The following is a 22618-nucleotide window of genomic DNA, read 5'->3' on the forward strand; positions in this document are numbered from 1 at the left end:
TGTCCGCGCGTAGTGGTCAAAAGACCGGCGACACTCAGATAGGGAGATGCACATGGCAAGTCCAATTCTACCGGGTTCGGGTCTAGGGTCCGGTCTCGACATCGGTGCGATCGTGACCGCGCTGGTCAACTCCGACAAATCGGCCAAACAGACGCTGATCACCAATCAGACGACGATCAACACGGCCAAGATTTCCGCTACCGGTTCGTTGAAGTCGGCGCTGGCAGCATTCCAGACCGCGATGACCAACCTGGGCAAAAAAGATACGCCTTCGTTTTCCGGTTTTACCGCGACGTCGAGCACACCGGCGACGCTGACCGTGACCTCGGATAACACCGCGGTAAACGGCACCTACAACGTTACAGTCACTAACCTGGCAACCAGTTCTAAAGTGGCCAGTGCGGCGTTTGCCGGCGGTGCCAGCAGTGCCATTCCGACTGGTACTTTGAAAATCAGTCAAAATGGTATTGATTACCCGGTGACCATTGCCAGCGGCGCGACCTTGCAGTCGACCCGCGACGCGATCAACTCCACGCTGCAAGGCAAAGGCATCAGCGCCAACATCGTCACCGACTCCAACGGTTCGCGCCTGGTCATCGGTTCGACGGTGACGGGTGCGGGCTCGGACCTCAAGGTCAGCGGTATTGCCGGCCTGGAGATCGACGGTTCTACCAGCCTTGGAACGACCCCGGCCGCTGGCGCATCGGGCAACATCGGCGGTTTGGCCGAGGATGCAACGGTCGTCATTGATGGCCTGACCGTTACCAGCAAAAGCAACACCATCAGCGGGGCGGTCGGCGGCATCAGCATGACTCTGGTGGCGGAAAGCGCGACACCAGTCAAGGTGACCGTGGGCACCAACACCGACGGCCTGAAAACCTCGTTGCAGACGTTCGTCGACGCCTATAACACCGTGATCAACACCCTGACCACTCTCACCAAGCCAAGCCTGGATGATGAGGGCAACCCGACCATCGGCGCAGCCATGACCGGTGACTCCCTGCCACGTAACCTGATCACTGCCGTGCGCAATGAACTGGTGGCGCCAGGGGCGGGCGGTCAATTGTCGGTGTTGTCGCAGTTGGGTATCCAGACCGATCAGAAGACCGGTACGTTGACCATCGATGCGACCAAGTACGCCAAGGCGATGGCGACCCCGGGGATGAGCAGTTCGGTACAAACCCTGTTCTCCGGTACCGACACCAAAAATGGCTTGCTGGCACGCATGTCGGCGGCCATCACACCGTACTCCCAGACCGGCGGCATCCTCGATCAGCGCAATACCAGCCTGAGCAAGGTCCAGAAGGACCTGAGCAGCCAGCAGACGGCGCTGGACCTGCGGGTGACCAACCTGACGGCATCCCTGACTGCCAAATACAACGCGATGGACCTTTTGGTCGGCCAGATGAAGGCCACTGCCAGTAACATCACTGGCTTCTTCGCGTCTTTGAACGCTCAGCAGTCCGCCAAGTAGTCATGGGCTGACGACAAAAACCCGGCTACGCTTTTCGGCGTGCGCCGGGTTTTTGTCTTCTGGTCTAAAGTTTCCAGGCTCGCAGACGATACACTGGTCATACGAGTCATTGAGTGGCAATGAGGTAGAACATGAATCCGATGTTAGCCCTTCGGCAATATCAGAAGGTTGGGGCGCAAGCCCAGACGTCCGAAGCCAGCCCGCACCGTCTGGTGCAGATGCTGATGGAAGGCGGCCTGGATCGCATTGCTCAGGCCAAAGGCGCCATGGAGCGCAAGGACATTCCCGGCAAGGGAACGTCGATCAGCAAGGCTATCGGGATCATCGGTGGCTTGCGTGAAGGCCTGGATCTTGAAAAAGCTGCCGATACCGTCGGTGAGCTCGACCGTCTCTACGCCTACATGATGAAGCGTCTCGCCGAGGCGAACATCAAGAGTGACCCGCGGATTCTCGATGAAGTCGCCGGTCTGCTGCGCACGGTAAAAGAAGGATGGGATGCCATCGCCGCGCCTGGTCCGCAGTTCTAAGGAGATCACCATGAGTCTTGTATTGCAGCGAATCGAACAAACCCGTGAAGCGTTGGTCGGTGCTTTGGCCGAGCGCAACTGGGAGGCCATCGGTCAATTGGACCTGGATTGCCGTTCCTGCATGGAAGACGTCTTGAGTGAAGCTTCGCTGGACGAGGTGGCGTTGCGCGCCAATCTTGAGGAGTTGCTTGGGGTGTACAAGGAGCTTCTTGAGGTGGCGATGGGGGAGAGACAAGCGATAGTCGACGAGATGTCTCAGATCCACCAAGCGCAAAACGCCGCAAAGGTTTACCATCTGTTTGGTTAATTAATCCCAGGTTAATCCAAACATAGTGCGCCATAAATTTGACTGTGCACGGTTTTTTGACTTAACTAGTGGCTGGTTCCAGATTTCAGGCGTCTACAGGCATAACGTGTCTGCAAGCGTCTAGCTTGCCCCCTCATTTCGGGCATTGAGTTGACTAGGGAAGTTGCTATTGCATGTGGCGTGAAACCAAAATTCTGCTGATTGATGACGATAGCGTCCGTCGCCGCGATTTAGCGGTGATCTTAAATTTTCTCGGCGAAGAAAATTTACCCTGCGGCAGCCATGACTGGCAGCAGGCGGTCGGCTCTTTGTCGTCAAGTCGTGAAGTCATTTGCGTACTGATCGGGACGGTAAGTGCTCCTGGTGCGCTTTTGGGCCTGTTAAAGACACTCTCAACCTGGGATGAGTTCCTTCCGGTTTTGTTAATGGGCGATAATTCTTCCGTTGACCTGCCTGAAGACCAGCGTCGCCGGGTGCTTTCGACCCTCGAAATGCCGCCCAGCTACAGCAAGCTGCTCGATTCCCTGCACCGTGCCCAGGTCTATCGCGAGATGTACGACCAGGCCCGCGAGCGCGGTCGTCACCGTGAGCCCAATCTGTTTCGCAGCCTCGTCGGCACCAGCCGCGCGATCCAGCACGTACGCCAGATGATGCAGCAAGTGGCTGACACCGATGCCAGTGTGCTGATCCTCGGCGAGTCCGGCACCGGCAAGGAAGTGGTTGCGCGCAACCTGCATTACCACTCCAAGCGTCGTGACGCGCCGTTCGTTCCGGTCAACTGCGGGGCGATCCCGGCGGAGTTGCTGGAAAGCGAACTGTTCGGCCACGAGAAGGGCGCCTTTACCGGGGCGATCACCAGCCGTGCCGGGCGTTTCGAACTGGCCAACGGCGGCACCTTGTTCCTCGACGAAATCGGCGACATGCCGTTGCCGATGCAGGTCAAGCTGTTGCGGGTCCTGCAGGAACGCACCTTCGAGCGCGTGGGCAGCAACAAGACCCAGAGCGCCGATGTGCGCATCATCGCGGCGACCCACAAGAACCTCGAAAGCATGATCGAGATCGGCGCTTTCCGCGAAGACCTCTACTACCGCTTGAACGTATTCCCGATCGAGATGGCCCCGCTACGCGAACGCGTAGAAGACATCCCGCTGCTGATGAACGAGTTGATCTCGCGCATGGAGCACGAGAAGCGCGGTTCGATCCGTTTCAACTCGGCGGCGATCATGTCCCTGTGCCGCCACGGCTGGCCGGGCAACGTCCGCGAGCTGGCCAACCTGGTGGAGCGCATGGCGATCATGCACCCGTACGGGGTGATCGGCGTGGTCGAGTTGCCGAAGAAATTCCGCTACGTCGATGACGAAGACGAGCAACTGGTCGACAGCCTGCGCAGCGATCTGGAAGAGCGGGTGGCCATCAACGGTCACACCCCGGACTTCAGCGCCAATGCACTGCTGCCGCCCGAAGGCCTGGACTTGAAGGATTACCTCGGTGGTCTGGAACAAGGCCTGATTCAGCAGGCGCTGGATGATGCCAACGGCATCGTGGCGCGCGCCGCCGAACGTCTGCGTATTCGTCGCACCACCCTGGTGGAGAAGATGCGCAAGTACGGCATGAGTCGTCGTGATGGTGATGAACAGGCGGATGATTGACGCCTGTTTTTCAAGTCCTTCATATATAGGCGGTTTTTTTTAGGCACGGGTATTGCTACAGCTCTCGCAACGTTCCGTTTCACTGACGGTCAGCCAAGCGAGAGAGCACGATGCCCCAAGCCGCCCAGATGTCTTCTGTCCCTGACGCTTCGGGGCAACCGTCGTCCGTAGAACAGGCAAGCCGGCTGGGCCTTGAGCAGGCATTCGCCCTGTTCAACCAGATGTCGAGCCAATTGACCGACTCCTACAGCATGCTCGAAGCCCGGGTCACCGAGCTCAAGGGTGAGCTGGCGGTCGTCAGTGCCCAGCGCATGCAGGAACTGGCGGAAAAAGAACGCCTGGCCAACCGTCTGCAAAATCTCCTTGATCTGTTACCGGGTGGCGTCATCGTCATCGACGCCCAAGGCATGGTGCGCGAAGCCAACCCGGCGGCGTGCGAATTGCTCGGCCTGCCTCTGGAAGGCGAGCTATGGCGCCAAGTGATTGCCCGCTGCTTTGCACCTCGTGAAGACGACGGTCATGAAATATCCCTCAAGGACGGTCGACGCCTGTCGATCGCCACGCGTTCGCTGGACGCCGAGCCCGGTCAGTTAGTGTTGCTGAACGACCTGACCGAAACCCGCCAACTGCAAGGTCAACTGGCGCGTCATGAGCGCCTGTCATCCCTGGGGCGCATGGTCGCCTCGCTGGCCCATCAGATTCGCACACCGCTTTCCGCTGCTTTGCTTTACGCCAGTCATTTGACTGAACAGGAATTGCCGGTCGCCACCCAGCAACGCTTCGCCGGGCGCTTGAAAGAGCGTCTGCATGAGCTGGAGCATCAAGTACGCGACATGCTGGTATTTGCTCGCGGCGAACTGCCGCTGACCAATCGCGTTACCCCCAAGGAATTGATGCAGTCGCTGCAAGCGGCGGCGCTGACCCATGTCCACGAATTGCCGATCCGCTGGCAGTGCGACAGTCATGCCGGGGAGTTGCTGTGCAATCGCGACACCCTGGTCGGGGCGATTCTGAATTTGATCGAGAATGCCATTCAGGCCAGTGGCGGTGCGGTGCGCCTCAAGGTTCATCTGTATACCCGTGGCAACAACCTGCGCCTGTGTGTCAGTGACAGCGGCAGCGGGATTGATGAGGTCGTGCTGGCGCGCCTCGGCGAGCCATTTTTTACCACCAAGACCACTGGAACCGGCCTGGGCCTGACCGTGGTCAAGGCAGTGGCTCGCGCTCATCAGGGAGAATTGCAGTTGCGCTCGCGGCTCGGTCGCGGCACCTGTGCGCTGGTGTCCCTGCCGTTGTTTTCCAGCGCATCGGATGCGGAGTGAAGGAAATGGCAATCAAGGTTCTGCTGGTCGAGGATGACCGCGCGCTCCGGGAGGCACTGGCGGATACGCTGCTGCTCGCGGGGCACGATTACAAGGCGGTCGGTTCGGCTGAAGAAGCGCTGGCAGCGGTCGGCGTCGAGGCGTTCAATCTGGTCGTGAGTGACGTCAACATGCCGGGCATGGACGGCCACCAGTTGCTCGGATTGCTGCGGGCTCGACAGCCGCAATTACCGGTGCTGCTGATGACGGCGCACGGCGCGGTGGAGCGGGCCGTCGATGCGATGCGCCAAGGCGCGGCGGATTATCTGGTCAAGCCGTTCGAGCCAAAGGCTTTGCTCGATCTGGTCGCGCGGCATGCACTGGGCAATCTCGGCGCCAGCGACGGCGAAGGCCCGATTGCTTTCGAGCCGGCCAGTGCGCAATTGCTGGAACTGGCCGCCCGTGTGGCGCGCAGCGATTCGACGGTGTTGATCTCCGGCGAGTCCGGCACCGGCAAGGAAGTGCTGGCGCGCTATATCCACCAGCATTCCCATCGTGCCAGCCAGCCGTTCATTGCAATCAACTGCGCGGCGATCCCGGACAACATGCTCGAGGCCACGTTGTTCGGCCACGAGAAAGGCTCGTTCACCGGCGCCATCGCCGCCCAGGCCGGCAAGTTTGAACAGGCTGACGGCGGTACCATCCTGCTCGATGAAATCTCCGAAATGCCCATGGGCCTGCAGGCCAAGTTGCTGCGCGTGTTGCAGGAGCGTGAAGTCGAGCGGGTTGGCGCGCGCAAGCCGATCAGCCTGGACATTCGTGTGGTCGCCACCACCAACCGTGATCTGGCCGGTGAAGTGGCGGCGGGGCGTTTTCGTGAAGACCTTTACTATCGGCTGTCGGTTTTTCCGCTGGCCTGGCGTCCGCTGCGCGAGCGCACCGCCGATATCCTGCCGCTGGCCGAGCGCCTGTTGGCCAAACACGTCAATAAAATGAAGCATGCGGCGGCGAGATTGTCGCCGGAGGCCCAGGCATGCCTGATCGCTTATCCGTGGCCAGGCAATGTCCGTGAGCTGGATAACGCCATCCAGCGTGCGCTGATTCTGCAGCAGGGCGGATTGATTCAGCCGCAGGATTTCTGCTTGTCGGGGCCGGTCGCTTGTGCGCCGTTGCCAGCCTTGGCGCCCGCGCCGATGCGGGTCGCGGAAATCGAGGCTGAATCGGCCAGCGCCCTGGGCGACGACCTGCGCCGCCATGAGTTCCAGATGATCATCGATACCTTGCGTTCTGAGCGCGGCCGGCGCAAAGAGGCCGCCGAACGCCTGGGCATCAGCCCGCGCACCTTGCGCTACAAGCTGGCGCAAATGCGCGATGCGGGGATGGATGTAGAAGCGTATTTGTTCGCCACTTGATCCAACTGTGGGAGCGGGCTTGCTCGCGAAGAGGGAGTGTCAGTCGACATTTGTGTACCTGACACACCGCCTTCGCGAGCAAGCCCGCTCCCACAATGGTTTTTGCTGCGGACGGCTTTTGTGAAGCAAGGCTGTCGAGCTGGCACCCTTGTTGCTAACACCTCAGTACCCGCCGAGTGAGTGTCAAAAAATTGCGGGTCGCCAGAGAGAGTAGACCATGAGCCAAGGTATTGAATTTAATCGATTGATGTTGGACATGCGCTCCATGCAAATGGACGCGATGTCGGCACCGAAATCGACTGCGGCTGTTCCCGAACTGGGTGGCAGCAGCTTTGCCGACATGCTCGGTCAGGCCGTCAATAAAGTGAACGACACCCAACAGGCGTCCAGTCAGCTGTCCAGTGCCTTTGAAATTGGCAAGAGCGGCGTTGATCTGACGGATGTGATGATTTCTTCGCAGAAGGCCAGCGTATCTTTCCAGGCGTTGACCCAAGTGCGTAACAAGCTGGTTCAGGCTTACCAAGACATCATGCAGATGCCGGTTTAAGGACGAGATTGAGTCATGGCAGAAGCAGCCGTCGATAATGTTCCGGCCAAGGCCACTCCAATAGACGGCAAACCGCCGCTGTTCGGGTTGTCCTTCCTGGAAAACCTCTCAGAGATGACCATGTTGCGTCAGGTAGGCCTGTTGGTCGGCCTGGCTGCGAGCGTGGCGATTGGCTTTGCCGTGGTGCTGTGGTCGCAGCAGCCGGACTACCGGCCTCTGTACGGCAGCCTTGCCGGTATGGACGCCAAGCAGGTCATGGAAACCCTGGCCGCCGCTGACATTCCTTACACCGTTGAACCGAACTCCGGTGCCTTGCTGGTCAAGGCCGATGATGTGTCCCGTGCGCGACTCAAGCTCGCGGCCGCTGGTGTCACTCCCAGCGATGGCAACGTCGGTTTTGAAATCCTCGACAAGGACCAGGGCCTGGGGACCAGCCAGTTCATGGAAGCGACCCGTTATCGTCGCGGCCTCGAAGGTGAACTGGCGCGTACCATCTCCAGCCTGAACAACGTCAAGGGTGCCCGCGTGCACCTGGCGATTCCGAAAAGTTCGGTGTTCGTGCGCGATGAGCGCAAGCCGAGCGCTTCGATCCTGGTTGAACTGTATTCCGGCCGCTCCCTGGAGCCAGGTCAGGTACTGGCGATCATCAACCTGGTGGCCACCAGTGTTCCCGAACTGAGCAAGTCGCAGATCACCGTCGTCGACCAGAAGGGCAACCTGCTGTCGGATCAGGCGGAGAACTCCGAACTGACCATGGCCGGCAAGCAGTTTGATTACAGCCGCCGCATGGAAAGCATGCTGACCCAGCGTGTGCACAACATCCTGCAACCGGTGTTGGGCAACGACCGCTATAAAGCCGAAGTCTCGGCTGACGTGGATTTCAGCGCTGTCGAATCGACCTCCGAGCAGTTCAACCCGGACCAACCGGCGTTGCGCAGCGAGCAATCGACCTCTGAACAACGCACCGCCAGCAATGGTCCGCAAGGCGTGCCGGGTGCCCTGAGCAACCAACCGCCATCGCCTGCTTCGGCGCCACAAACCACCGGTGGCGCCACCGCGTCGGCCGGCATGGTGCAGCCAGGCCAGCCATTGCTCGATGCCAATGGTCAGCAAATCATGGACCCGACCACCGGTCAGCCTATGCTTGCACCTTACCCGGCGGACAAGCGTCAACAATCCACCAAGAACTTCGAGCTTGACCGCTCCATCAGCCACACCAAACAGCAACAGGGCCGTTTGAATCGCCTGTCGGTGTCGGTGGTGGTGGATGACCAGGTCAAGATCAATGCGGCCAACGGTGAAACCACTCGTGCGCCGTGGAGCGCCGACGAATTGGCGCGCTTCACTCGCTTGGTCCAGGACGCCGTCGGTTTCGACGCCAGCCGTGGTGACAGCGTCAGCGTGATCAACATGCCGTTCTCCGCCGAGCGCGGCGAAGTGATTGCCGATATTCCGTTCTACTCCCAGCCTTGGTTCTGGGACATCGTCAAACAAGTGCTGGGTGTGTTGTTCATTCTGGTGCTGGTGTTCGGCGTGTTGCGTCCGGTGCTCAACAACATCACCGGTGGCGGCAAAGGCAAACAACTGGCCGGTCTGGGCAGCGACGTCGAGTTGGGTGGCATGGGCGGCCTGGACGGCGAACTGGCCAACGACCGCGTCAGCCTCGGCGGCCCGCAAAGCATCCTGCTGCCGAGCCCGAGCGAAGGCTATGACGCACAGTTGAATGCAATCAAAAGTTTGGTGGCAGAAGATCCGGGTCGTGTGGCCCAGGTCGTGAAAGAGTGGATTAACGCAGATGAGTGATAACCGAGCCGCTGTCGCCAAACTGTCCCGGGTCGATAAAGCCGCGATTCTGCTGCTGTCCCTCGGTTCGACTGACGCCGCCCAAGTGCTGCGCCACATGGGGCCTAAAGAGGTCCAGCGTGTGGGTGTGGCCATGGCGCAAATGGGTAACGTGCACCGCGAGCAGGTCGAGCAGGTGATGAGCGAGTTCGTCGAAATCGTCGGCGATCAGACCAGCCTGGGCGTCGGCTCCGACGACTACGTGCGCAAAATGCTCACCCAGGCCCTGGGCGAAGACAAGGCCAACGGTCTGATCGACCGCATCCTGCTGGGTGGCAACACCAGCGGCCTCGACAGCCTGAAGTGGATGGAACCGCGCGCCGTCGCCGACGTTATCCGTTACGAGCACCCACAGATCCAGGCGATCGTCGTGGCGTACCTCGACCCGGATCAGGCCGGTGAAGTACTCGGCAACTTCGACCACAAGGTGCGCCTGGACATCATCCTGCGCGTCTCGTCGTTGAACACCGTGCAGCCAGCGGCCCTGAAAGAACTCAACCAGATTCTCGAGAAGCAGTTCTCCGGCAACTCGAATGCCTCGCGCACCACCCTGGGTGGCATCAAGCGTGCGGCCGATATCATGAACTTCCTCGACAGCTCGATCGAAGGTCAGCTCATGGACTCGATCCGCGAAGTCGACGAAGACCTGTCCGGTCAGATCGAAGACCTCATGTTCGTGTTCAACAACCTGTCCGATGTCGACGACCGTGGCATCCAGGCATTGCTGCGCGAAGTGTCTTCCGACGTACTGGTGCTGGCCCTCAAGGGTTCGGACGAAGGCGTCAAGGAAAAGATCTTCAAGAACATGTCCAAACGAGCGGCCGAACTGTTGCGCGACGACCTCGAGGCCAAAGGCCCGGTACGTGTCAGCGACGTGGAAACCGCACAGAAAGAAATCCTCACCATTGCCCGCCGTATGGCCGAAGCCGGAGAAATCGTTCTCGGTGGGAAGGGTGGCGAAGAGATGATCTAAGGTCACTATGTCGTCCAAACATGATGAGTCCAACACTGACCTGATCCGTGGCACCGGGGTCAGTGGGTTCGACGTCTGGTCGTTGCCCAGCTTCGACCCGCATGTGCCGGAGCCCGAGCCGGAACCCGAGCCCGAACCGCCGGAAATGGAAGAAGTGCCGCTGGAAGAAGTCCAGCCACTGACCCTCGAAGAACTCGAAAGCATCCGCCAGGAGGCTTACAACGAAGGCTTCGCCACGGGCGAAAAAGAAGGTTTCCACAGCACCACGCTCAAGGTCCGTCAGGAAGCCGAAGTGGCCCTGACCGCCAAGATTGCGAGCCTGGAACAGCTGATGGGCCATCTGTTCGAGCCCATCGCCGAGCAGGATTCGCAGATCGAAAAGTCGCTGGTTGATCTCGTGCAGCACATCACCAAGCAGGTGATTCAGCGCGAACTCGCCATCGATTCCACGCAGATCGAAAGCGTCATGCGTGAAGCCCTCAAGCTGCTGCCGCTGGGCGTGGGCAATGTGCGGCTGTACATCAATCCCCAGGATTTCGAACAGGTCAAAGCCCTGCGCGAGCGCCATGAAGAAACCTGGCGCATCGTCGAGGACGAGGCGCTGTTGCCCGGTGGTTGCCGGGTTGAAACCGAGCACAGCCGCATCGATGCCACCGTCGAAACCCGCGTCGCGCGGATCATGGACAAACTGTTCGATCAACTGCATGAACAAGCCTTGCACCCGGCAGCACCGGACTTGAGCCTGGAACTGCCGGTTGAGGCAAAACCTGCGGTTGAGCCAGAAGCCGAACTGCCGCCAGAACCGGACACCCCCGATGCGCCTTGAACGCACCAGTTTCGCCAAGCGCCTGAGCGGCTACGCCGAGGCCACGGAACTGGAAGGCGCGCCGATCCTTGAAGGTCGCCTGCTGCGCATGGTTGGCCTGACCCTAGAAGCTGAAGGTTTGCGCGCCGCCATGGGCAGCCGCTGCATGGTCATCAACGACGACAGTTATCATCCGGTACAGGTCGAAGCCGAGGTCATGGGCTTCTCCGGCGCCAAAGTCTTTCTGATGCCGGTCGGCAGCGTCGCCGGCATTGCGCCCGGCGCGCGCGTGGTGCCGCTGGCCGATACCGGTCGTTTGCCGATGGGCATGAGCATGCTCGGCCGGGTGCTCGACGGTGCCGGTCGCGCACTCGACGGCAAGGGCGGGATGAAAGCCGAAGACTGGGTGCCGATGGATGGCCCGACGATCAACCCGCTCAAGCGCCACCCGATCAGCGAACCGCTGGACGTTGGCATTCGTTGCATCAATGGTTTGTTGACGGTCGGTCGCGGTCAGCGTCTGGGGCTGTTCGCCGGTACCGGTGTCGGTAAATCGGTGCTGCTGGGCATGATGACCCGTTTTACCGAGGCCGACATTATCGTGGTCGGGCTGATCGGTGAGCGGGGTCGTGAAGTTAAAGAATTCATCGAGCACATTCTCGGTGAAGAAGGGCTCAAGCGTTCGGTCGTCGTCGCCTCGCCAGCGGATGATGCGCCGCTGATGCGTCTGCGCGCCGCGATGTACTGCACGCGCATCGCTGAATATTTCCGCGACAAGGGCAAGAATGTTCTGTTGCTCATGGATTCGCTGACTCGTTTCGCCCAGGCCCAGCGGGAAATCGCCCTGGCCATCGGTGAGCCGCCTGCGACCAAGGGTTATCCGCCGTCGGTGTTCGCCAAGTTGCCGAAACTGGTGGAGCGGGCCGGTAATGCCGAGAAGGGCGGCGGTTCGATCACCGCGTTCTATACGGTTTTGTCCGAAGGCGATGACCAGCAGGACCCGATTGCCGACGCCGCGCGAGGCGTGCTCGACGGCCACATCGTGCTGTCCCGGCGCCTGGCCGAGGAAGGGCATTACCCGGCCATCGACATCGAAGCGTCGATCAGCCGGGTCATGCCGTCGGTGGTCACCCCGGAACACATGATGCGCGCCCAGTATTTCAAGCAGCTGTGGTCGCGTTATCAGCAGAGTCGCGACTTGATCAGCGTCGGTGCCTATGTGGCCGGTGGCGATCGGGAAACCGACCTGGCGATCTCATTGCAGCCACAATTGGTCCGCTACCTGCGCCAAGGCTTGAACGACAGCATCAGCCTGGGCGAAAGCGAAGCCTACCTCGGCACGATCTTCGCCCCTGCGGCCGGCGGTTAACCGGTCATGGCCCAGAGTCGCGCAGGGCGCCTGGCACCCGTGGTTGAAATGGCCGAGAAGGCCGAGAAAGCCGCGGTCCAGCGTCTGGGGCACTTCCAGGGCCAGGTGCGCCTGGCCGAGAGCAAACTCGCCGACCTTGAAGCCTTTCGCCTCGATTACCAGGAACAGTGGATCATCCGTGGCAGCAGTGGCGTTTCCGGCCAGTGGCTGCTGGGTTATCAGGGCTTTCTGGCGCAACTGGGCACGGCCATCGATCAGCAGCGCCAGAGCCTGGTGTGGCACCAAAACAACCTGACCAAAGCGCGGGACTCCTGGCAGCAGGCGTTTGCCCGGGTTGAAGGTTTGCGCAAACTTGTGCAGCGCTACATGGACGAGGCGCGCAAGCTCGAAGACCGGCGCGAGCAGAAGCTGCTGGATGAACTGTCCCAGCGCTTGCCGCGGCAGGATCCGTATTAAAGCAGGTTGACCGCGTCATCGTTCTTCGCGAGCAGGCTCGCACACATTTGATCTCCGTCACACAGCGGATCCCCCTGTGGGAGCGGGCTTGCTCGCGAAGAGGCCCTCACATTCACCGAGAATGTCCAGATTTACAGACACTTCCCGCCTTGCCGCCGTCCCCGCCAAGTGCTAAACCTTGTACACACGTTGTTCAATGACAAGGAAGCCGTTAAATGTCAGTCGTTACAGAAGTCTCCCAAGATGGGCAAAAGCTGACGATTTCGATCAAGGGACGATTCGATTTTGCCAAGCATCAGGAATTTCGTGAATCCTACGAAAACCTCCAACCCAAACCCGAGTCCTTCGAAGTCAACCTCAAGGACGCCACTTACCTCGACAGTTCGGCCCTCGGCATGTTGTTGCTGTTGCGTGATCACGCCGGAGGCGAGAACGCCGAGATCTCGTTGACCCACGCGAACGCAGACGTGCGCAAGATCCTCGCGATCTCCAACTTCGAACAAATCTTCGACGTGGCGTGAACGCCGTGCAGCCGTTGTTCGAACCGCTGACGATCCTGATCGCTGAAGACAGTGCGGCCGATAGAATGCTGCTGTCGAGTATCGTCCGGCGCCAGGGCCATGAAGTACTGACAGCGGCCAACGGTGCCGAGGCGGTCGAAGCGTTTCGCGAGCAACGTCCGCAATTGGTGTTGATGGACGCCATGATGCCGGTGATGGACGGTTTCGAGGCGGCGCGGCAGATCAAGGCGCTGGCCGGGGAAACCCTGGTGCCGATCATCTTCCTGACGTCATTGACCGAAAGCGAAGCCTTGGCTCGTTGCCTGGAGGCTGGCGGCGACGACTTTCTGGCGAAGCCCTACAACCAGGTAATCCTCGCCGCCAAGATCAAGGCGATGGACCGCTTGCGCCGCTTGCAAGCCACAGTGCTTGAGCAGCGTGACCAGATAGCCAGGCACCACGAGTACTTGCTCAACGAGCAACGGGTGGCCAAGGCGGTTTTCGATAAAGTCGCCCACTCTGGTTGCCTCAACGCGCCGAATATCCGTTACCTGCAATCGCCCTATGCGCTGTTCAACGGCGATTTGCTGTTGGCATCGTTTAACCCGGCTGGCGACATGCACGTGCTGCTCGGCGATTTCACTGGCCATGGCTTGCCGGCCGCCGTCGGCGCCATGCCGCTGGCGGAAGTGTTCTACGGCATGACTGCCAAAGGCTACGGCTTGTCCGAAATGCTCCGGGAGATGAACGCCAAGCTCAAGCGCATCCTGCCGGTGGACATGTTCTGTTGCGCAACCCTGCTGTGCCTGAGCTTCCAGCGTCGTTCGGTGGAAGTCTGGAATGGCGGGATGCCGGACGGTTACCTGCACAGCAACACCACTGGCGAGCGTACGCCGCTGACCGCACGGCACTTGCCATTGGGCGTATTGAGCCCGCAAACCTTTAACGATCGCACGGAAGTGTTTCCGATGGCGGTCGGTGATCGGGTCTTCCTGTTGTCCGACGGGGTGATCGATACCTGCGATGCCAACGAGCAACTGTTTGGCGTGGAGCGCCTGGAACAGGTGTTTACCGCCAACCGCCGACCCGATGCGTTGTTCGAGGAGATCGAACAGGCCCTGTACGACTTCCGGGGCGAAGCCCGGGACGATGTGAGCATGGTCGAAGTCAGTCTACTGGAGGCGGCCCAACTGAACCCGCCGGCGCTGGTGTATTCCGACAGTGGCCAGTCCTGCCCGCTGGATTGGTCGGTGAGTTTCGAGTTCCGCGCCGCTACCCTTAAACGCTTCAATCCGCTGCCCTATCTATTGCAATTATTGCTTGAGGTCCACGGCCTGCGGGCGCAAAGCGGCGCGTTGTATAGTGTTCTGGCCGAACTGTATTCCAATGCCCTGGAGCACGGAGTACTCGGGCTGGACTCCACGCTCAAACGCGATGCCTCGGGTTTTGCGCGTTATTATCAGGAGCGCAATACACGTCTGGACCAGTTGCAGGACGGTTATGTGCGCTTGCATTTGCAGGTGACGCCCGAAGGTGAGGGTGGTCGCCTGAGCATTCGGGTCGATGACAGTGGCAAAGGTTTCGATGTGGCGCGAGTGATGGAGCGGCCCGTGGATGGCGTCCGTCTATCGGGGCGTGGTGTCAGTCTGATCCGCCAGTTGAGCCGCAAGGCGAGCTGGTCCGACGATGGTCGTAGTGCACACGTGGAGTTTTACTGGGAGGCTCTGTCATAATCCGCGAATTCTTGATCAAGGAGTGAACAAGTGGCTGACACACATCTGGATCGCGACGTACTGAGCGCGTTGCAGGAAGTGATGGAGGACGAGTATCCGACTTTGCTGGATACCTTCATCGCCGACTCCGAAGAGCGCTTGCGCGTCCTGCGCCAAGCTGAAGATGCTGCGCAACTGATGAACGCTGCCCATAGCTTCAAAGGCAGCAGCAGCAACATGGGTGCCATTCGCCTGGCCGAGCTGTGCAATGAGCTGGAGCAACGCGCCAGGCAAAAGAGCCTCGCCGGCATCGAACAACTGGTCGGGGAAATCGACGGCGAATTCGCGATTGTTCGCCCGCTCTACGAAGCCGAGCGCCAACGCTCACTGGCTGGCAGTGCGACCGTCCGGCGCTTTTAGACTTTATTTGGCTGGCCTGGCTCGACCTTTGCAGTTATCTCTCGCAACTGTACCTACGATCCCAGTGCAGCGGAGACCGCGTCATGCCCGTTACCCCCAATTCGCTTCTTCAGGCCGCTGCCAAGGCCAAGCCTCAAGCCGCCACCGCCAATACGCCGGCAGTGGCCGCTGAGCCTGGGGATAAAGCATCCAGCTTCGCCAACGTCTTCGCCAATCAGGCCCAAAACAAGCCGTCCGCGGTGGCTGATGCGCCAGTCAAACCGGGCAAGGATAAAACCCCGGACAGCCCGGCAAAAAAGGACGTCAGCAACGATAAGTCTGCCGCCTCGAAGCCGACGGTTGCCGATAGCGGCAAATCCTTGCCCGCCGATAAACCGGCGCCGACATCCACGGACGACCAGAGCGCCAGCGACAGTGAAGCGGGCGCGGACGTTACCGATACGCCGGTCGCGGTCGATACTCCGCCGGTTGACCCGACGCTGGATCCTGCCGTGATGCAAGCGGTGGCGCCAGTGACTCCCGCGCCAGTAGCGCAGACACCAGCCGTGGTCGCGACTGAACAACCACAAACCGAGTTGCCGGCTGTTGCTGCCGCTGCGACTGCCGTTCCGGCGCAAGCTGCCGCGACCGCCGACACGGATTTCGATCCTGAGGCCGATCCTCTCGATGCGCTGCCAGCCCTGCGCATGGCCATGGAGCAAAGCGGTCACGTGTCCGCCTCCAGCCAGTCTCAATCCAAAGCGACACCGGCCCAGGCCTCCGCCGACGGCGACCTGACCTCGGCGCAAAACTTCGCCGCTGGCATGGCGACCATGCTCGATGTGAAAGGCGACAAGGACAGCACCAGTCAGGGCGGCGAAAAAGCTTTCAGTGGTTTGCTTAATGAAGGGCTCAAGGACCTGACGTCTTCCAGCAGCGATACCCGGGTCGATGATTTCGCCAGCCGTCTCGCGGCATTGACCCAGGCTGCCACGCCGAAAACCGCCAATGCGCTGCCGGTCAATCAGCCGATCGCCATGCACCAGAGTGGCTGGACCGAGGAAGTGGTGAACCGGGTCATGTACCTGTCCAGCACCAACCTCAAGGCCGCCGACATTCAGTTGCAACCGGCCGAGCTGGGGCGCCTGGATATTCGGGTGAACATGGTGCCGGACCAGCAGACCCAAGTGACCTTCATGAGTGCTCACCCGAGCGTGCGCGAAGCACTGGACGGGCAAATGCATCGCCTGCGTGACATGTTCGCGCAACAGGGCATGGGCCAGGTCGATGTCAACGTGTCCGACCAGTCCCGTGGCTGGCAGGGCCAGGGACAGGATCAACAGGCACAGCAGGGGCAGAGCGGTCGCACCAGCGCCAGTGGTGGTCGGGTGGATGGCATGGATGACGAGATTGTGCCGAGCATCGCCGAAGTGGCCGCCAGCACCACCAGCGTCATCGGCTCCAGCGCCGTCGACTACTACGCCTGATCAAATGCCATACCCTGTGGGAGCGGGCTTGCTCGCGAATGCGGTTCAACATTCAACATTTATGTCGTCTGTTACACCGCATTCGCGAGCAAGCCCGCTCCCACATTGGTTTGTGGTGCTTAGTCAGTCCTCGCTTAATTTCTCAGCGCCACTTCTGGCATAACACTTGCTCTTGCCTTGCCGTGCAACTGTGAAAACCTGAATAGTGACGGATTATTGGCATGGCGAAGAGCGAAGCAGCAGCAGTGGTTAAAGACCCTGCAACCAAAGGCAAACTCAAGCTGATCATTGCGATCGTAGTGGCGGTGCTGCTGGCGATCGGTTTGTCCGTGGGGGCCACCTGGTACTTCATGCACAGTGCCCAGAGCAAACCTGCCGTAGCGGCTGAAACCGCACCGGCCGGCAAGCAACCCGCAGTTTTCGAGCCGATGGCGCCGGCCTTCGTCGCCAACTACAACCAGAACGGCCGCCAGCGCTACATGCAGGTGAGTATCACCATGCAGGGTCGTAACCAGGCGGATCTGGAAGCGCTGAAAGTGCACATGCCGGTCATTCGCAATAACCTCGTCATGCTGTTCTCCGGCCAGGATTTCGCCACCCTCGCGACCCCGGTCGGCCAGGAAATGTTGCGTCAGAAGGCCACCGCCAGCGTCCAGGAAGTGGCGCAGAAAGAGCTCGGCAAAGTGGTGATCGAACAGTTGCTTTTCACTAATTTCGTACTGCAGTAGGAACACGACATGGCCGTGCAGGACCTGCTGTCCCAGGATGAGATCGATGCGCTGTTGCATGGCGTCGACGATGGTCTGGTACAGACCGATACCGCTTCCGAACCCGGCAGCGTCAAAAGTTATGACCTGACCAGCCAGGATCGGATCGTCCGCGGACGCATGCCGACCCTGGAAATGATCAACGAGCGTTTCGCCCGCTACACCCGCATCAGCATGTTCAACATGCTGCGCCGCTCGGCGGACGTTGCCGTCGGTGGCGTGCAGGTGATGAAGTTCGGTGAATACGTGCACTCGCTGTACGTGCCGACCAGCCTCAACCTGGTCAAGATCAAGCCGTTGCGCGGCACCGCGCTGTTCATCCTTGACGCCAAACTGGTGTTCAAACTGGTGGACAACTTCTTCGGCGGCGATGGCCGTCACGCGAAGATCGAAGGGCGTGAATTCACCCCGACCGAGCTGCGTGTGGTGCGCATGGTGCTGGAGCAGGCTTTCATCGATTTGAAAGAAGCCTGGCAGGCGATCATGGAAGTCAACTTCGAGTACATCAACTCGGAAGTGAACCCGGCCATGGCCAACATCGTCGGCCCGAGCGAAGCGATTGTGGTGTCCACGTTCCACATCGAACTCGATGGCGGTGGCGGCGACCTGCACGTGACCATGCCGTACTCGATGATCGAGCCGGTGCGCGAAATGCTCGATGCCGGCTTCCAGTCGGACCTCGATGACCAGGACGAGCGCTGGGTCAACGCCCTGCGCCAGGACGTGTTGGACGTGGATGTGCCGATTGGCGCCACCGTGGCCCGCCGCCAGTTGCGCCTGCGCGACATCCTGCACATGCAGCCGGGTGACATCATCCCGGTCGAGATGCCGGACGAAATGATCATGCGCGCCAACGGCGTGCCTGCGTTCAAGGTCAAGATGGGCTCGCACAAAGGCAACCTCGCGTTGCAGGTAATCGAGCCGATCGAGCGCCGCTGACCGGCGCTCCAACCCCCTATTTGCCACATGACTGCTTCTGATCGAAGAGTTACCGAGGACACACGATGAACGACGATATGAACGCCCAGGACGACCAGGCACTGGCTGATGAATGGGCTGCCGCACTGGAAGAAACCGGTGATGCCGGCCAGGACGATATCGATGCCCTGTTGGCCGCCGACACTGGTGGCTCGGCCTCCAACCGTCTGCAGATGGAAGAGTTCGGCAGCGTGCCGAAGAACCACGAGCAGGTCACCCTGGACGGCCCGAACCTGGACGTGATCCTCGACATCCCGGTGTCGATCTCCATGGAAGTCGGCAGCACCGACATCAACATCCGTAACCTGCTGCAACTCAACCAGGGTTCGGTGATCGAGCTTGATCGCCTGGCCGGTGAACCGCTGGACGTGCTGGTCAACGGCACCCTGATCGCCCACGGCGAAGTGGTTGTGGTCAACGAGAAGTTCGGCATCCGCCTGACGGACGTGATCAGCCCAAGCGAACGTATCAAGAAGCTGCGCTAAGTGAACAAGGTTCTGGGGTTTGTACTGGCGTTGCCGCTCAGTGCTTTGGCTGCCGAGCCGGTGGCCACCGCGACGGCCGCCGCTGCACCGGTAGCCAGCAGCGGCATGGCCGGGCAATTGACGCAATTGGTCTTCGGCCTGCTGCTGGTGCTGGGGTTGATCTTCTTCCTCGCCTGGCTGCTGCGCCGGGTGCAGCAAGCCGGACCCGCCGGCAAGGGCCAGGTGATCGATATCATCGGTTCCCGCGCCTTGGGCCCGCGTGACCGGTTGATGCTGGTGCAGGTCGGCAACGAGCAGATTCTGCTCGGCCTGAGCCCTGGCACCATCACCGCGTTGCACGTGCTCAAAGAGCCGGTGCACGTGCCGAGCGCGACGGAAAAATCGACCCCGGAATTTGCCCAGCGCCTGATGGAACTGTTGGGCAAGGATCAGAAGGATAAGAAGTAATGGGTGCGCTCCGCATCGTCTTGACCCTGGCCCTGATGCTGGCAGCGCCGCTGGCATTTGCCGCCGATCCGCTGTCGATCCCGGCCATCACCCTGGGCACCAATGCGCAGGGTGCGCAGGAATATTCGGTCAGCCTGCAAATCCTGCTGATCATGACCGCGCTGAGCTTTATTCCAGCGTTCGTCATGCTGATGACCAGTTTCACCCGGATCATCATCGTCTTCTCGATCCTGCGCCAGGCCCTGGGCTTGCAGCAGACGCCGTCGAACCAGATCCTCACCGGCATGGCGCTGTTCCTGACCATGTTCATCATGGCGCCGGTATTCGACCGAGTGAACAACGATGCCTTGCAGCCTTACCTCGCGGAGAAAATGACCGCGCAGGATGCCGTGCTCAAGGCGCAAGTGCCGATCAAGGACTTCATGCTGGCCCAGACCCGCACCAGCGATCTGGAATTGTTCATGCGCCTGTCCAAGCGTACGGACATTGCCACGCCGGATCAGGCGCCGCTGACCATCCTGGTGCCGGCGTTCGTGACCTCGGAGCTTAAGACCGCTTTCCAGATCGGCTTCATGATCTTCATTCCGTTCCTGATCATCGACCTGGTCGTGGCCAGTGTGCTGATGGCCATGGGCATGATGATGCTCTCGCCACTGATCATTTCCCTGCCGTTCAAGATCATGCTGTTCGTGCTGGTGGATGGCTGGGCGTTGATCATCGGCACATTGGCCAGCAGTTTCGGAGGTGTTTCGCCATGACGCCAGAAGTCGCCGTAGACATCTTCCGGGATGCGCTGTGGTTGACCACGATGATGGTCGCGGTGCTGGTGATTCCGAGCCTGCTGGTGGGCCTGTTGGTCGCCATGTTCCAGGCGGCGACCCAGATCAACGAACAGACTTTGAGCTTCCTGCCGCGCCTGTTGGTGATGCTGGTGACGCTGATCGTCGCCGGCCCGTGGCTGGTGCAGACTTTCATGGAGTACATCCAGCGGTTGTACGGCAGCATTCCTATGGTCATCGGCTAAGCCATGTCGCTGCTGCAACTGACCGATACCCAGATCAGCACCTGGGTGGCGACGTTCATGTTGCCGCTGTTTCGCGTCGGCACATTGCTGATGGTCATGCCGATTTTCGGCACGACCCTGGTGCCCCGGCGCGTGCGGGCGTATCTGGCCCTGGCGATTACGGTGGTGATCACGCCGGCGCTGCCGCCGATGCCTCCGGTCAACCCGCTGGACCTCAGCGGGCTGCTGCTGATCGGCGAGCAGATCATCATCGGCGCGGTGCTTGGTTTCTCGTTGCAGCTATTTTTCCAGGCGTTCGTGGTGGCGGGGCAGATTGTCGCGATCCAGATGGGCATGGGCTTCGCGTCCATGGTCGACCCTACCAACGGCGTGTCGGTGGCGGTGATCGGGCAGTTCTTCACCATGCTGGTGACGCTGATGTTCCTGGGGATGAATGGCCACCTGGTGGTCTTCGAAGTCCTCACCGAAAGCTTCACCACGCTGCCGGTCGGCAGTGGCTTCATGGTCAATCATTTCTGGGAACTGGCCGGCAAGCTCGGTTGGGTCCTTGGTGCGGCGTTGGTGCTGGTGTTGCCGGCGGTCACTGCGTTGCTGGTGGTCAACATTGCATTTGGCGTGATGACCCGGGCGGCGCCGCAACTGAACATCTTTTCCATCGGTTTTCCGCTGACCCTGGTGCTCGGGATGTTCATTCTCTGGGTCAGCCTGGGCGACATTCTCAACCAGTATCAACCCATGGCCGTCGAGGCCCTGCAGTTTTTACGCGAACTGGCACAGGCGCGCTGAGTCATGGCTGAGAGCGAAAGCGGTCAAGACAAAACAGAAGACCCCACGGACAAGCGCAAGAAAGAATCCCGCGACAAAGGCGAGGTTGCGCGCTCCAAGGAGCTCAACACCCTGGCGATCATGCTGGTCGGTTCCGCTGCGCTGCTGATTTTCGGCGGTGCCCTGGCCCAGGACATGATGGAGTTGATGCGCATCAACTTCACCCTGCCCCGGGAAGTGATCATGGACCAGAAATCCATGGCCAATTACTTGCTGCATTCCGGGCAAATCGGCTTGTGGTCGATTCAGCCGATCATGATCTCGCTGGTGCTGGCGGCGATCATCGGTCCGATTTCCCTGGGCGGCTGGTTGTTTGCGTTCGGCTCCCTGGCGCCGAAGTTCAGCCGCATGAACCCGCTCAGCGGCCTTAAGCGAATGTTTTCCACCAAGGCATTGGTGGAGCTGCTCAAGGCGTTTGCCAAGTTCATTATCGTGCTGTTCGTGGCCCTGGCGGTGTTGTCGTCGGACATCGATGACTTGCAGCGCATTGCCCACGAACCACTGGAACTGGCGATCATTCATAGCCTGCAAGTGGTGGGCTGGAGCACGTTGTGGATGGCCTGCGGGCTGATCATCATCGCAGCGGTCGATGTGCCGGTGCAGTTATGGGAAAGCCACAAGAAACTGCTGATGACCAAGCAGGAAGTGCGCGACGAGCACAAGGATCAGGAGGGGCGGCCGGAGGTCAAGCAGCGGATTCGTCAGCTGCAACGCGAGATGTCCCAGCGCCGGATGATGGCGGCGATCCCGGATGCCGACGTGGTCATTACCAACCCGACCCACTACGCCGTGGCGCTCAAGTACGACCCGGAGAAGGGCGGGGCGCCGATGCTGCTCGCCAAGGGCAGCGACTTCCTGGCCCTGAAGATCCGCGAAATCGCCGTGGCCAACGAAGTGCTGCTGCTCGAATCGCCGGCCCTGGCGCGTTCGATCTACTACTCCACCGAACTCGACCAGGAAATCCCTGGCGGCCTGTACCTGGCCGTTGCCCAGGTGTTGGCGTACGTCTACCAGATCCGCCAGCATCGCGCCGGCAAGGGCAAGCGCCCGGATCCGCTCAAGGACGACCTGCCGATCCCGCCGGATCTGCGTCGCGATTCTTAAAAGATCGCAGCCTCGTTGCACTCGACAGCGCCTACACCGGATCGGATTTCACGTAGGAGCTGCGTAGGAGCTGTGTAGGAGCTGTCGAGTGCAACGAGGCTGCGATCTTTTGATCTTTCTGGCCCACACAAACCTCTATTTCCAAGCCCCGCAAAAGTTGGAAGGCTTCTTGCAGTAGCCGCTCTGCGTCTGCTTCAGGCGTCAAAAGTTTGCTTTAAAGGAACGGGG

24 protein-coding genes are annotated in these 22618 nt (G+C 60.3%); all 24 read left to right on the forward strand.

Going from position 1 to position 22618, the window contains the following annotated elements; genetic code table 11:
* The first annotated feature begins 52 nt into the window (after window positions 1-52).
* The 24 genes from fliD (at window position 53) to flhB (ending at window position 22390) form a co-directional block, all read left to right on the forward strand.
* Window positions 53-1474 carry a flagellar filament capping protein FliD gene (fliD, locus tag LOY68_RS08345; RefSeq protein ID WP_163909065.1) on the forward strand — a complete coding sequence of 474 codons (1422 nt, stop codon included), beginning with the start codon at window positions 53-55 and terminating at the stop codon, window positions 1472-1474.
* Between the two features lie 131 nt (window positions 1475-1605).
* Entirely contained in the window at window positions 1606-2001 is a 396-nt protein-coding gene (gene fliS / locus LOY68_RS08350; protein WP_054049312.1) for a flagellar export chaperone FliS, read from the forward strand.
* Window positions 2002-2011: 10 nt separating this feature from the next.
* The gene (locus tag LOY68_RS08355) at window positions 2012-2308 is read left to right on the forward strand and encodes a hypothetical protein (protein WP_054049314.1); all 297 of its coding nucleotides are present in this window, start codon (window positions 2012-2014) and stop codon (window positions 2306-2308) included.
* 173 nt (window positions 2309-2481) lie between these two features.
* Window positions 2482-3957, forward strand: a complete 1476-nt coding sequence (locus LOY68_RS08360; protein ID WP_054049316.1) for a sigma-54 dependent transcriptional regulator — start codon at window positions 2482-2484, stop codon at window positions 3955-3957.
* A 128-nt stretch (window positions 3958-4085) separates the two neighbouring features.
* Window positions 4086-5279, forward strand: coding sequence for a sensor histidine kinase (locus LOY68_RS08365; RefSeq protein ID WP_265045755.1), 1194 nt, complete (start codon window positions 4086-4088; stop codon window positions 5277-5279).
* 5 nt (window positions 5280-5284) lie between these two features.
* Window positions 5285-6670, forward strand: a complete 1386-nt coding sequence (locus LOY68_RS08370; protein WP_163909066.1) for a sigma-54-dependent transcriptional regulator — start codon at window positions 5285-5287, stop codon at window positions 6668-6670.
* A gap of 217 nt (window positions 6671-6887) precedes the next feature.
* Window positions 6888-7217 (forward strand): flagellar hook-basal body complex protein FliE, encoded by a 330-nt coding sequence (gene fliE, locus LOY68_RS08375; protein WP_163909067.1) that lies wholly within the window; start codon window positions 6888-6890, stop codon window positions 7215-7217.
* Between the two features lie 15 nt (window positions 7218-7232).
* On the forward strand, window positions 7233-9020 hold the full coding sequence (gene fliF, locus LOY68_RS08380; protein WP_163909068.1) for a flagellar basal-body MS-ring/collar protein FliF: 1788 nt from the start codon (window positions 7233-7235) through the stop codon (window positions 9018-9020).
* On the forward strand, window positions 9013-10032 hold the full coding sequence (fliG, locus tag LOY68_RS08385) for a flagellar motor switch protein FliG (RefSeq protein WP_054049327.1): 1020 nt from the start codon (window positions 9013-9015) through the stop codon (window positions 10030-10032). The genes fliF and fliG overlap by 8 nt, the downstream gene beginning before the upstream one ends.
* Window positions 10033-10039: 7 nt before the next feature.
* Window positions 10040-10858, forward strand: a complete 819-nt coding sequence (gene fliH / locus LOY68_RS08390) for a flagellar assembly protein FliH (protein WP_265044121.1) — start codon at window positions 10040-10042, stop codon at window positions 10856-10858.
* Window positions 10848-12206: a flagellar protein export ATPase FliI gene (fliI, locus tag LOY68_RS08395; RefSeq protein WP_054049331.1), complete on the forward strand. Its 1359-nt coding sequence runs from the start codon at window positions 10848-10850 to the stop codon at window positions 12204-12206. Before fliH ends, fliI begins: the two co-directional genes overlap by 11 nt.
* A 6-nt stretch (window positions 12207-12212) precedes the next feature.
* The gene (gene fliJ, locus LOY68_RS08400; RefSeq protein WP_054049333.1) at window positions 12213-12662 is read left to right on the forward strand and encodes a flagellar export protein FliJ; all 450 of its coding nucleotides are present in this window, start codon (window positions 12213-12215) and stop codon (window positions 12660-12662) included.
* Between the two features lie 215 nt (window positions 12663-12877).
* Window positions 12878-13183 (forward strand): STAS domain-containing protein, encoded by a 306-nt coding sequence (locus LOY68_RS08405; RefSeq protein WP_054049335.1) that lies wholly within the window; start codon window positions 12878-12880, stop codon window positions 13181-13183.
* 5 nt (window positions 13184-13188) lie between these two features.
* Entirely contained in the window at window positions 13189-14895 is a 1707-nt protein-coding gene (locus tag LOY68_RS08410) for a fused response regulator/phosphatase (protein WP_265045756.1), read from the forward strand.
* 30 nt (window positions 14896-14925) lie between these two features.
* Complete coding sequence (locus LOY68_RS08415; RefSeq protein WP_163909070.1) at window positions 14926-15294, forward strand: Hpt domain-containing protein; 369 nt, start codon at window positions 14926-14928, stop codon at window positions 15292-15294.
* A gap of 83 nt (window positions 15295-15377) precedes the next feature.
* Window positions 15378-16760, forward strand: a complete 1383-nt coding sequence (locus LOY68_RS08420; protein ID WP_265044122.1) for a flagellar hook-length control protein FliK — start codon at window positions 15378-15380, stop codon at window positions 16758-16760.
* 221 nt (window positions 16761-16981) lie between these two features.
* On the forward strand, window positions 16982-17488 hold the full coding sequence (fliL, locus tag LOY68_RS08425) for a flagellar basal body-associated protein FliL (RefSeq protein ID WP_054049339.1): 507 nt from the start codon (window positions 16982-16984) through the stop codon (window positions 17486-17488).
* A gap of 9 nt (window positions 17489-17497) precedes the next feature.
* Window positions 17498-18466, forward strand: a complete 969-nt coding sequence (fliM, locus tag LOY68_RS08430; RefSeq protein WP_054049342.1) for a flagellar motor switch protein FliM — start codon at window positions 17498-17500, stop codon at window positions 18464-18466.
* A 65-nt stretch (window positions 18467-18531) separates the two neighbouring features.
* Window positions 18532-18990 carry a flagellar motor switch protein FliN gene (gene fliN, locus LOY68_RS08435; protein ID WP_054049344.1) on the forward strand — a complete coding sequence of 153 codons (459 nt, stop codon included), beginning with the start codon at window positions 18532-18534 and terminating at the stop codon, window positions 18988-18990.
* Window positions 18991-19437: a flagellar biosynthetic protein FliO gene (gene fliO, locus LOY68_RS08440; RefSeq protein WP_054049346.1), complete on the forward strand. Its 447-nt coding sequence runs from the start codon at window positions 18991-18993 to the stop codon at window positions 19435-19437.
* Window positions 19437-20195, forward strand: coding sequence for a flagellar type III secretion system pore protein FliP (gene fliP / locus LOY68_RS08445; RefSeq protein ID WP_054049348.1), 759 nt, complete (start codon window positions 19437-19439; stop codon window positions 20193-20195). Before fliO ends, fliP begins: the two co-directional genes overlap by 1 nt.
* Window positions 20192-20461: a flagellar biosynthesis protein FliQ gene (fliQ, locus tag LOY68_RS08450; protein ID WP_054049350.1), complete on the forward strand. Its 270-nt coding sequence runs from the start codon at window positions 20192-20194 to the stop codon at window positions 20459-20461. Before fliP ends, fliQ begins: the two co-directional genes overlap by 4 nt.
* Before the next feature lie 3 nt (window positions 20462-20464).
* Window positions 20465-21247 carry a flagellar biosynthetic protein FliR gene (gene fliR, locus LOY68_RS08455; protein WP_163909072.1) on the forward strand — a complete coding sequence of 261 codons (783 nt, stop codon included), beginning with the start codon at window positions 20465-20467 and terminating at the stop codon, window positions 21245-21247.
* Between the two features lie 3 nt (window positions 21248-21250).
* Window positions 21251-22390 carry a flagellar biosynthesis protein FlhB gene (flhB, locus tag LOY68_RS08460; protein ID WP_163909073.1) on the forward strand — a complete coding sequence of 380 codons (1140 nt, stop codon included), beginning with the start codon at window positions 21251-21253 and terminating at the stop codon, window positions 22388-22390.
* Window positions 22391-22618: the final 228 nt, after the last annotated feature.

The organism is Pseudomonas sp. B21-053 (genome assembly GCF_026016365.1).
Classification (GTDB): domain Bacteria; phylum Pseudomonadota; class Gammaproteobacteria; order Pseudomonadales; family Pseudomonadaceae; genus Aquipseudomonas; species Aquipseudomonas nunensis.

Excerpts from the sequence above, each read along its gene's own strand:
- fliD (WP_163909065.1), top strand. The coding sequence starts at position 53 with ATGGCAAGTCCAATTCTACCGGGTTCGGGTCTAGGGTCCGGTCTCGAC.
- fliS (WP_054049312.1), top strand. The coding sequence starts at position 1,606 with ATGAATCCGATGTTAGCCCTTCGGCAATATCAGAAGGTTGGGGCGCAA.
- LOY68_RS08355 (WP_054049314.1), top strand. The coding sequence starts at position 2,012 with ATGAGTCTTGTATTGCAGCGAATCGAACAAACCCGTGAAGCGTTGGTC.
- LOY68_RS08360 (WP_054049316.1), top strand. The coding sequence starts at position 2,482 with ATGTGGCGTGAAACCAAAATTCTGCTGATTGATGACGATAGCGTCCGT.
- LOY68_RS08365 (WP_265045755.1), top strand. The coding sequence starts at position 4,086 with ATGTCTTCTGTCCCTGACGCTTCGGGGCAACCGTCGTCCGTAGAACAG.
- LOY68_RS08370 (WP_163909066.1), top strand. The coding sequence starts at position 5,285 with ATGGCAATCAAGGTTCTGCTGGTCGAGGATGACCGCGCGCTCCGGGAG.
- fliE (WP_163909067.1), top strand. The coding sequence starts at position 6,888 with ATGAGCCAAGGTATTGAATTTAATCGATTGATGTTGGACATGCGCTCC.
- fliF (WP_163909068.1), top strand. The coding sequence starts at position 7,233 with ATGGCAGAAGCAGCCGTCGATAATGTTCCGGCCAAGGCCACTCCAATA.
- fliG (WP_054049327.1), top strand. The coding sequence starts at position 9,013 with ATGAGTGATAACCGAGCCGCTGTCGCCAAACTGTCCCGGGTCGATAAA.
- fliH (WP_265044121.1), top strand. The coding sequence starts at position 10,040 with ATGTCGTCCAAACATGATGAGTCCAACACTGACCTGATCCGTGGCACC.
- fliI (WP_054049331.1), top strand. The coding sequence starts at position 10,848 with ATGCGCCTTGAACGCACCAGTTTCGCCAAGCGCCTGAGCGGCTACGCC.
- fliJ (WP_054049333.1), top strand. The coding sequence starts at position 12,213 with ATGGCCCAGAGTCGCGCAGGGCGCCTGGCACCCGTGGTTGAAATGGCC.
- LOY68_RS08405 (WP_054049335.1), top strand. The coding sequence starts at position 12,878 with ATGTCAGTCGTTACAGAAGTCTCCCAAGATGGGCAAAAGCTGACGATT.
- LOY68_RS08420 (WP_265044122.1), top strand. The coding sequence starts at position 15,378 with ATGCCCGTTACCCCCAATTCGCTTCTTCAGGCCGCTGCCAAGGCCAAG.
- fliL (WP_054049339.1), top strand. The coding sequence starts at position 16,982 with ATGGCGAAGAGCGAAGCAGCAGCAGTGGTTAAAGACCCTGCAACCAAA.
- fliM (WP_054049342.1), top strand. The coding sequence starts at position 17,498 with ATGGCCGTGCAGGACCTGCTGTCCCAGGATGAGATCGATGCGCTGTTG.
- fliN (WP_054049344.1), top strand. The coding sequence starts at position 18,532 with ATGAACGACGATATGAACGCCCAGGACGACCAGGCACTGGCTGATGAA.
- fliP (WP_054049348.1), top strand. The coding sequence starts at position 19,437 with ATGGGTGCGCTCCGCATCGTCTTGACCCTGGCCCTGATGCTGGCAGCG.
- fliQ (WP_054049350.1), top strand. The coding sequence starts at position 20,192 with ATGACGCCAGAAGTCGCCGTAGACATCTTCCGGGATGCGCTGTGGTTG.
- fliR (WP_163909072.1), top strand. The coding sequence starts at position 20,465 with ATGTCGCTGCTGCAACTGACCGATACCCAGATCAGCACCTGGGTGGCG.
- flhB (WP_163909073.1), top strand. The coding sequence starts at position 21,251 with ATGGCTGAGAGCGAAAGCGGTCAAGACAAAACAGAAGACCCCACGGAC.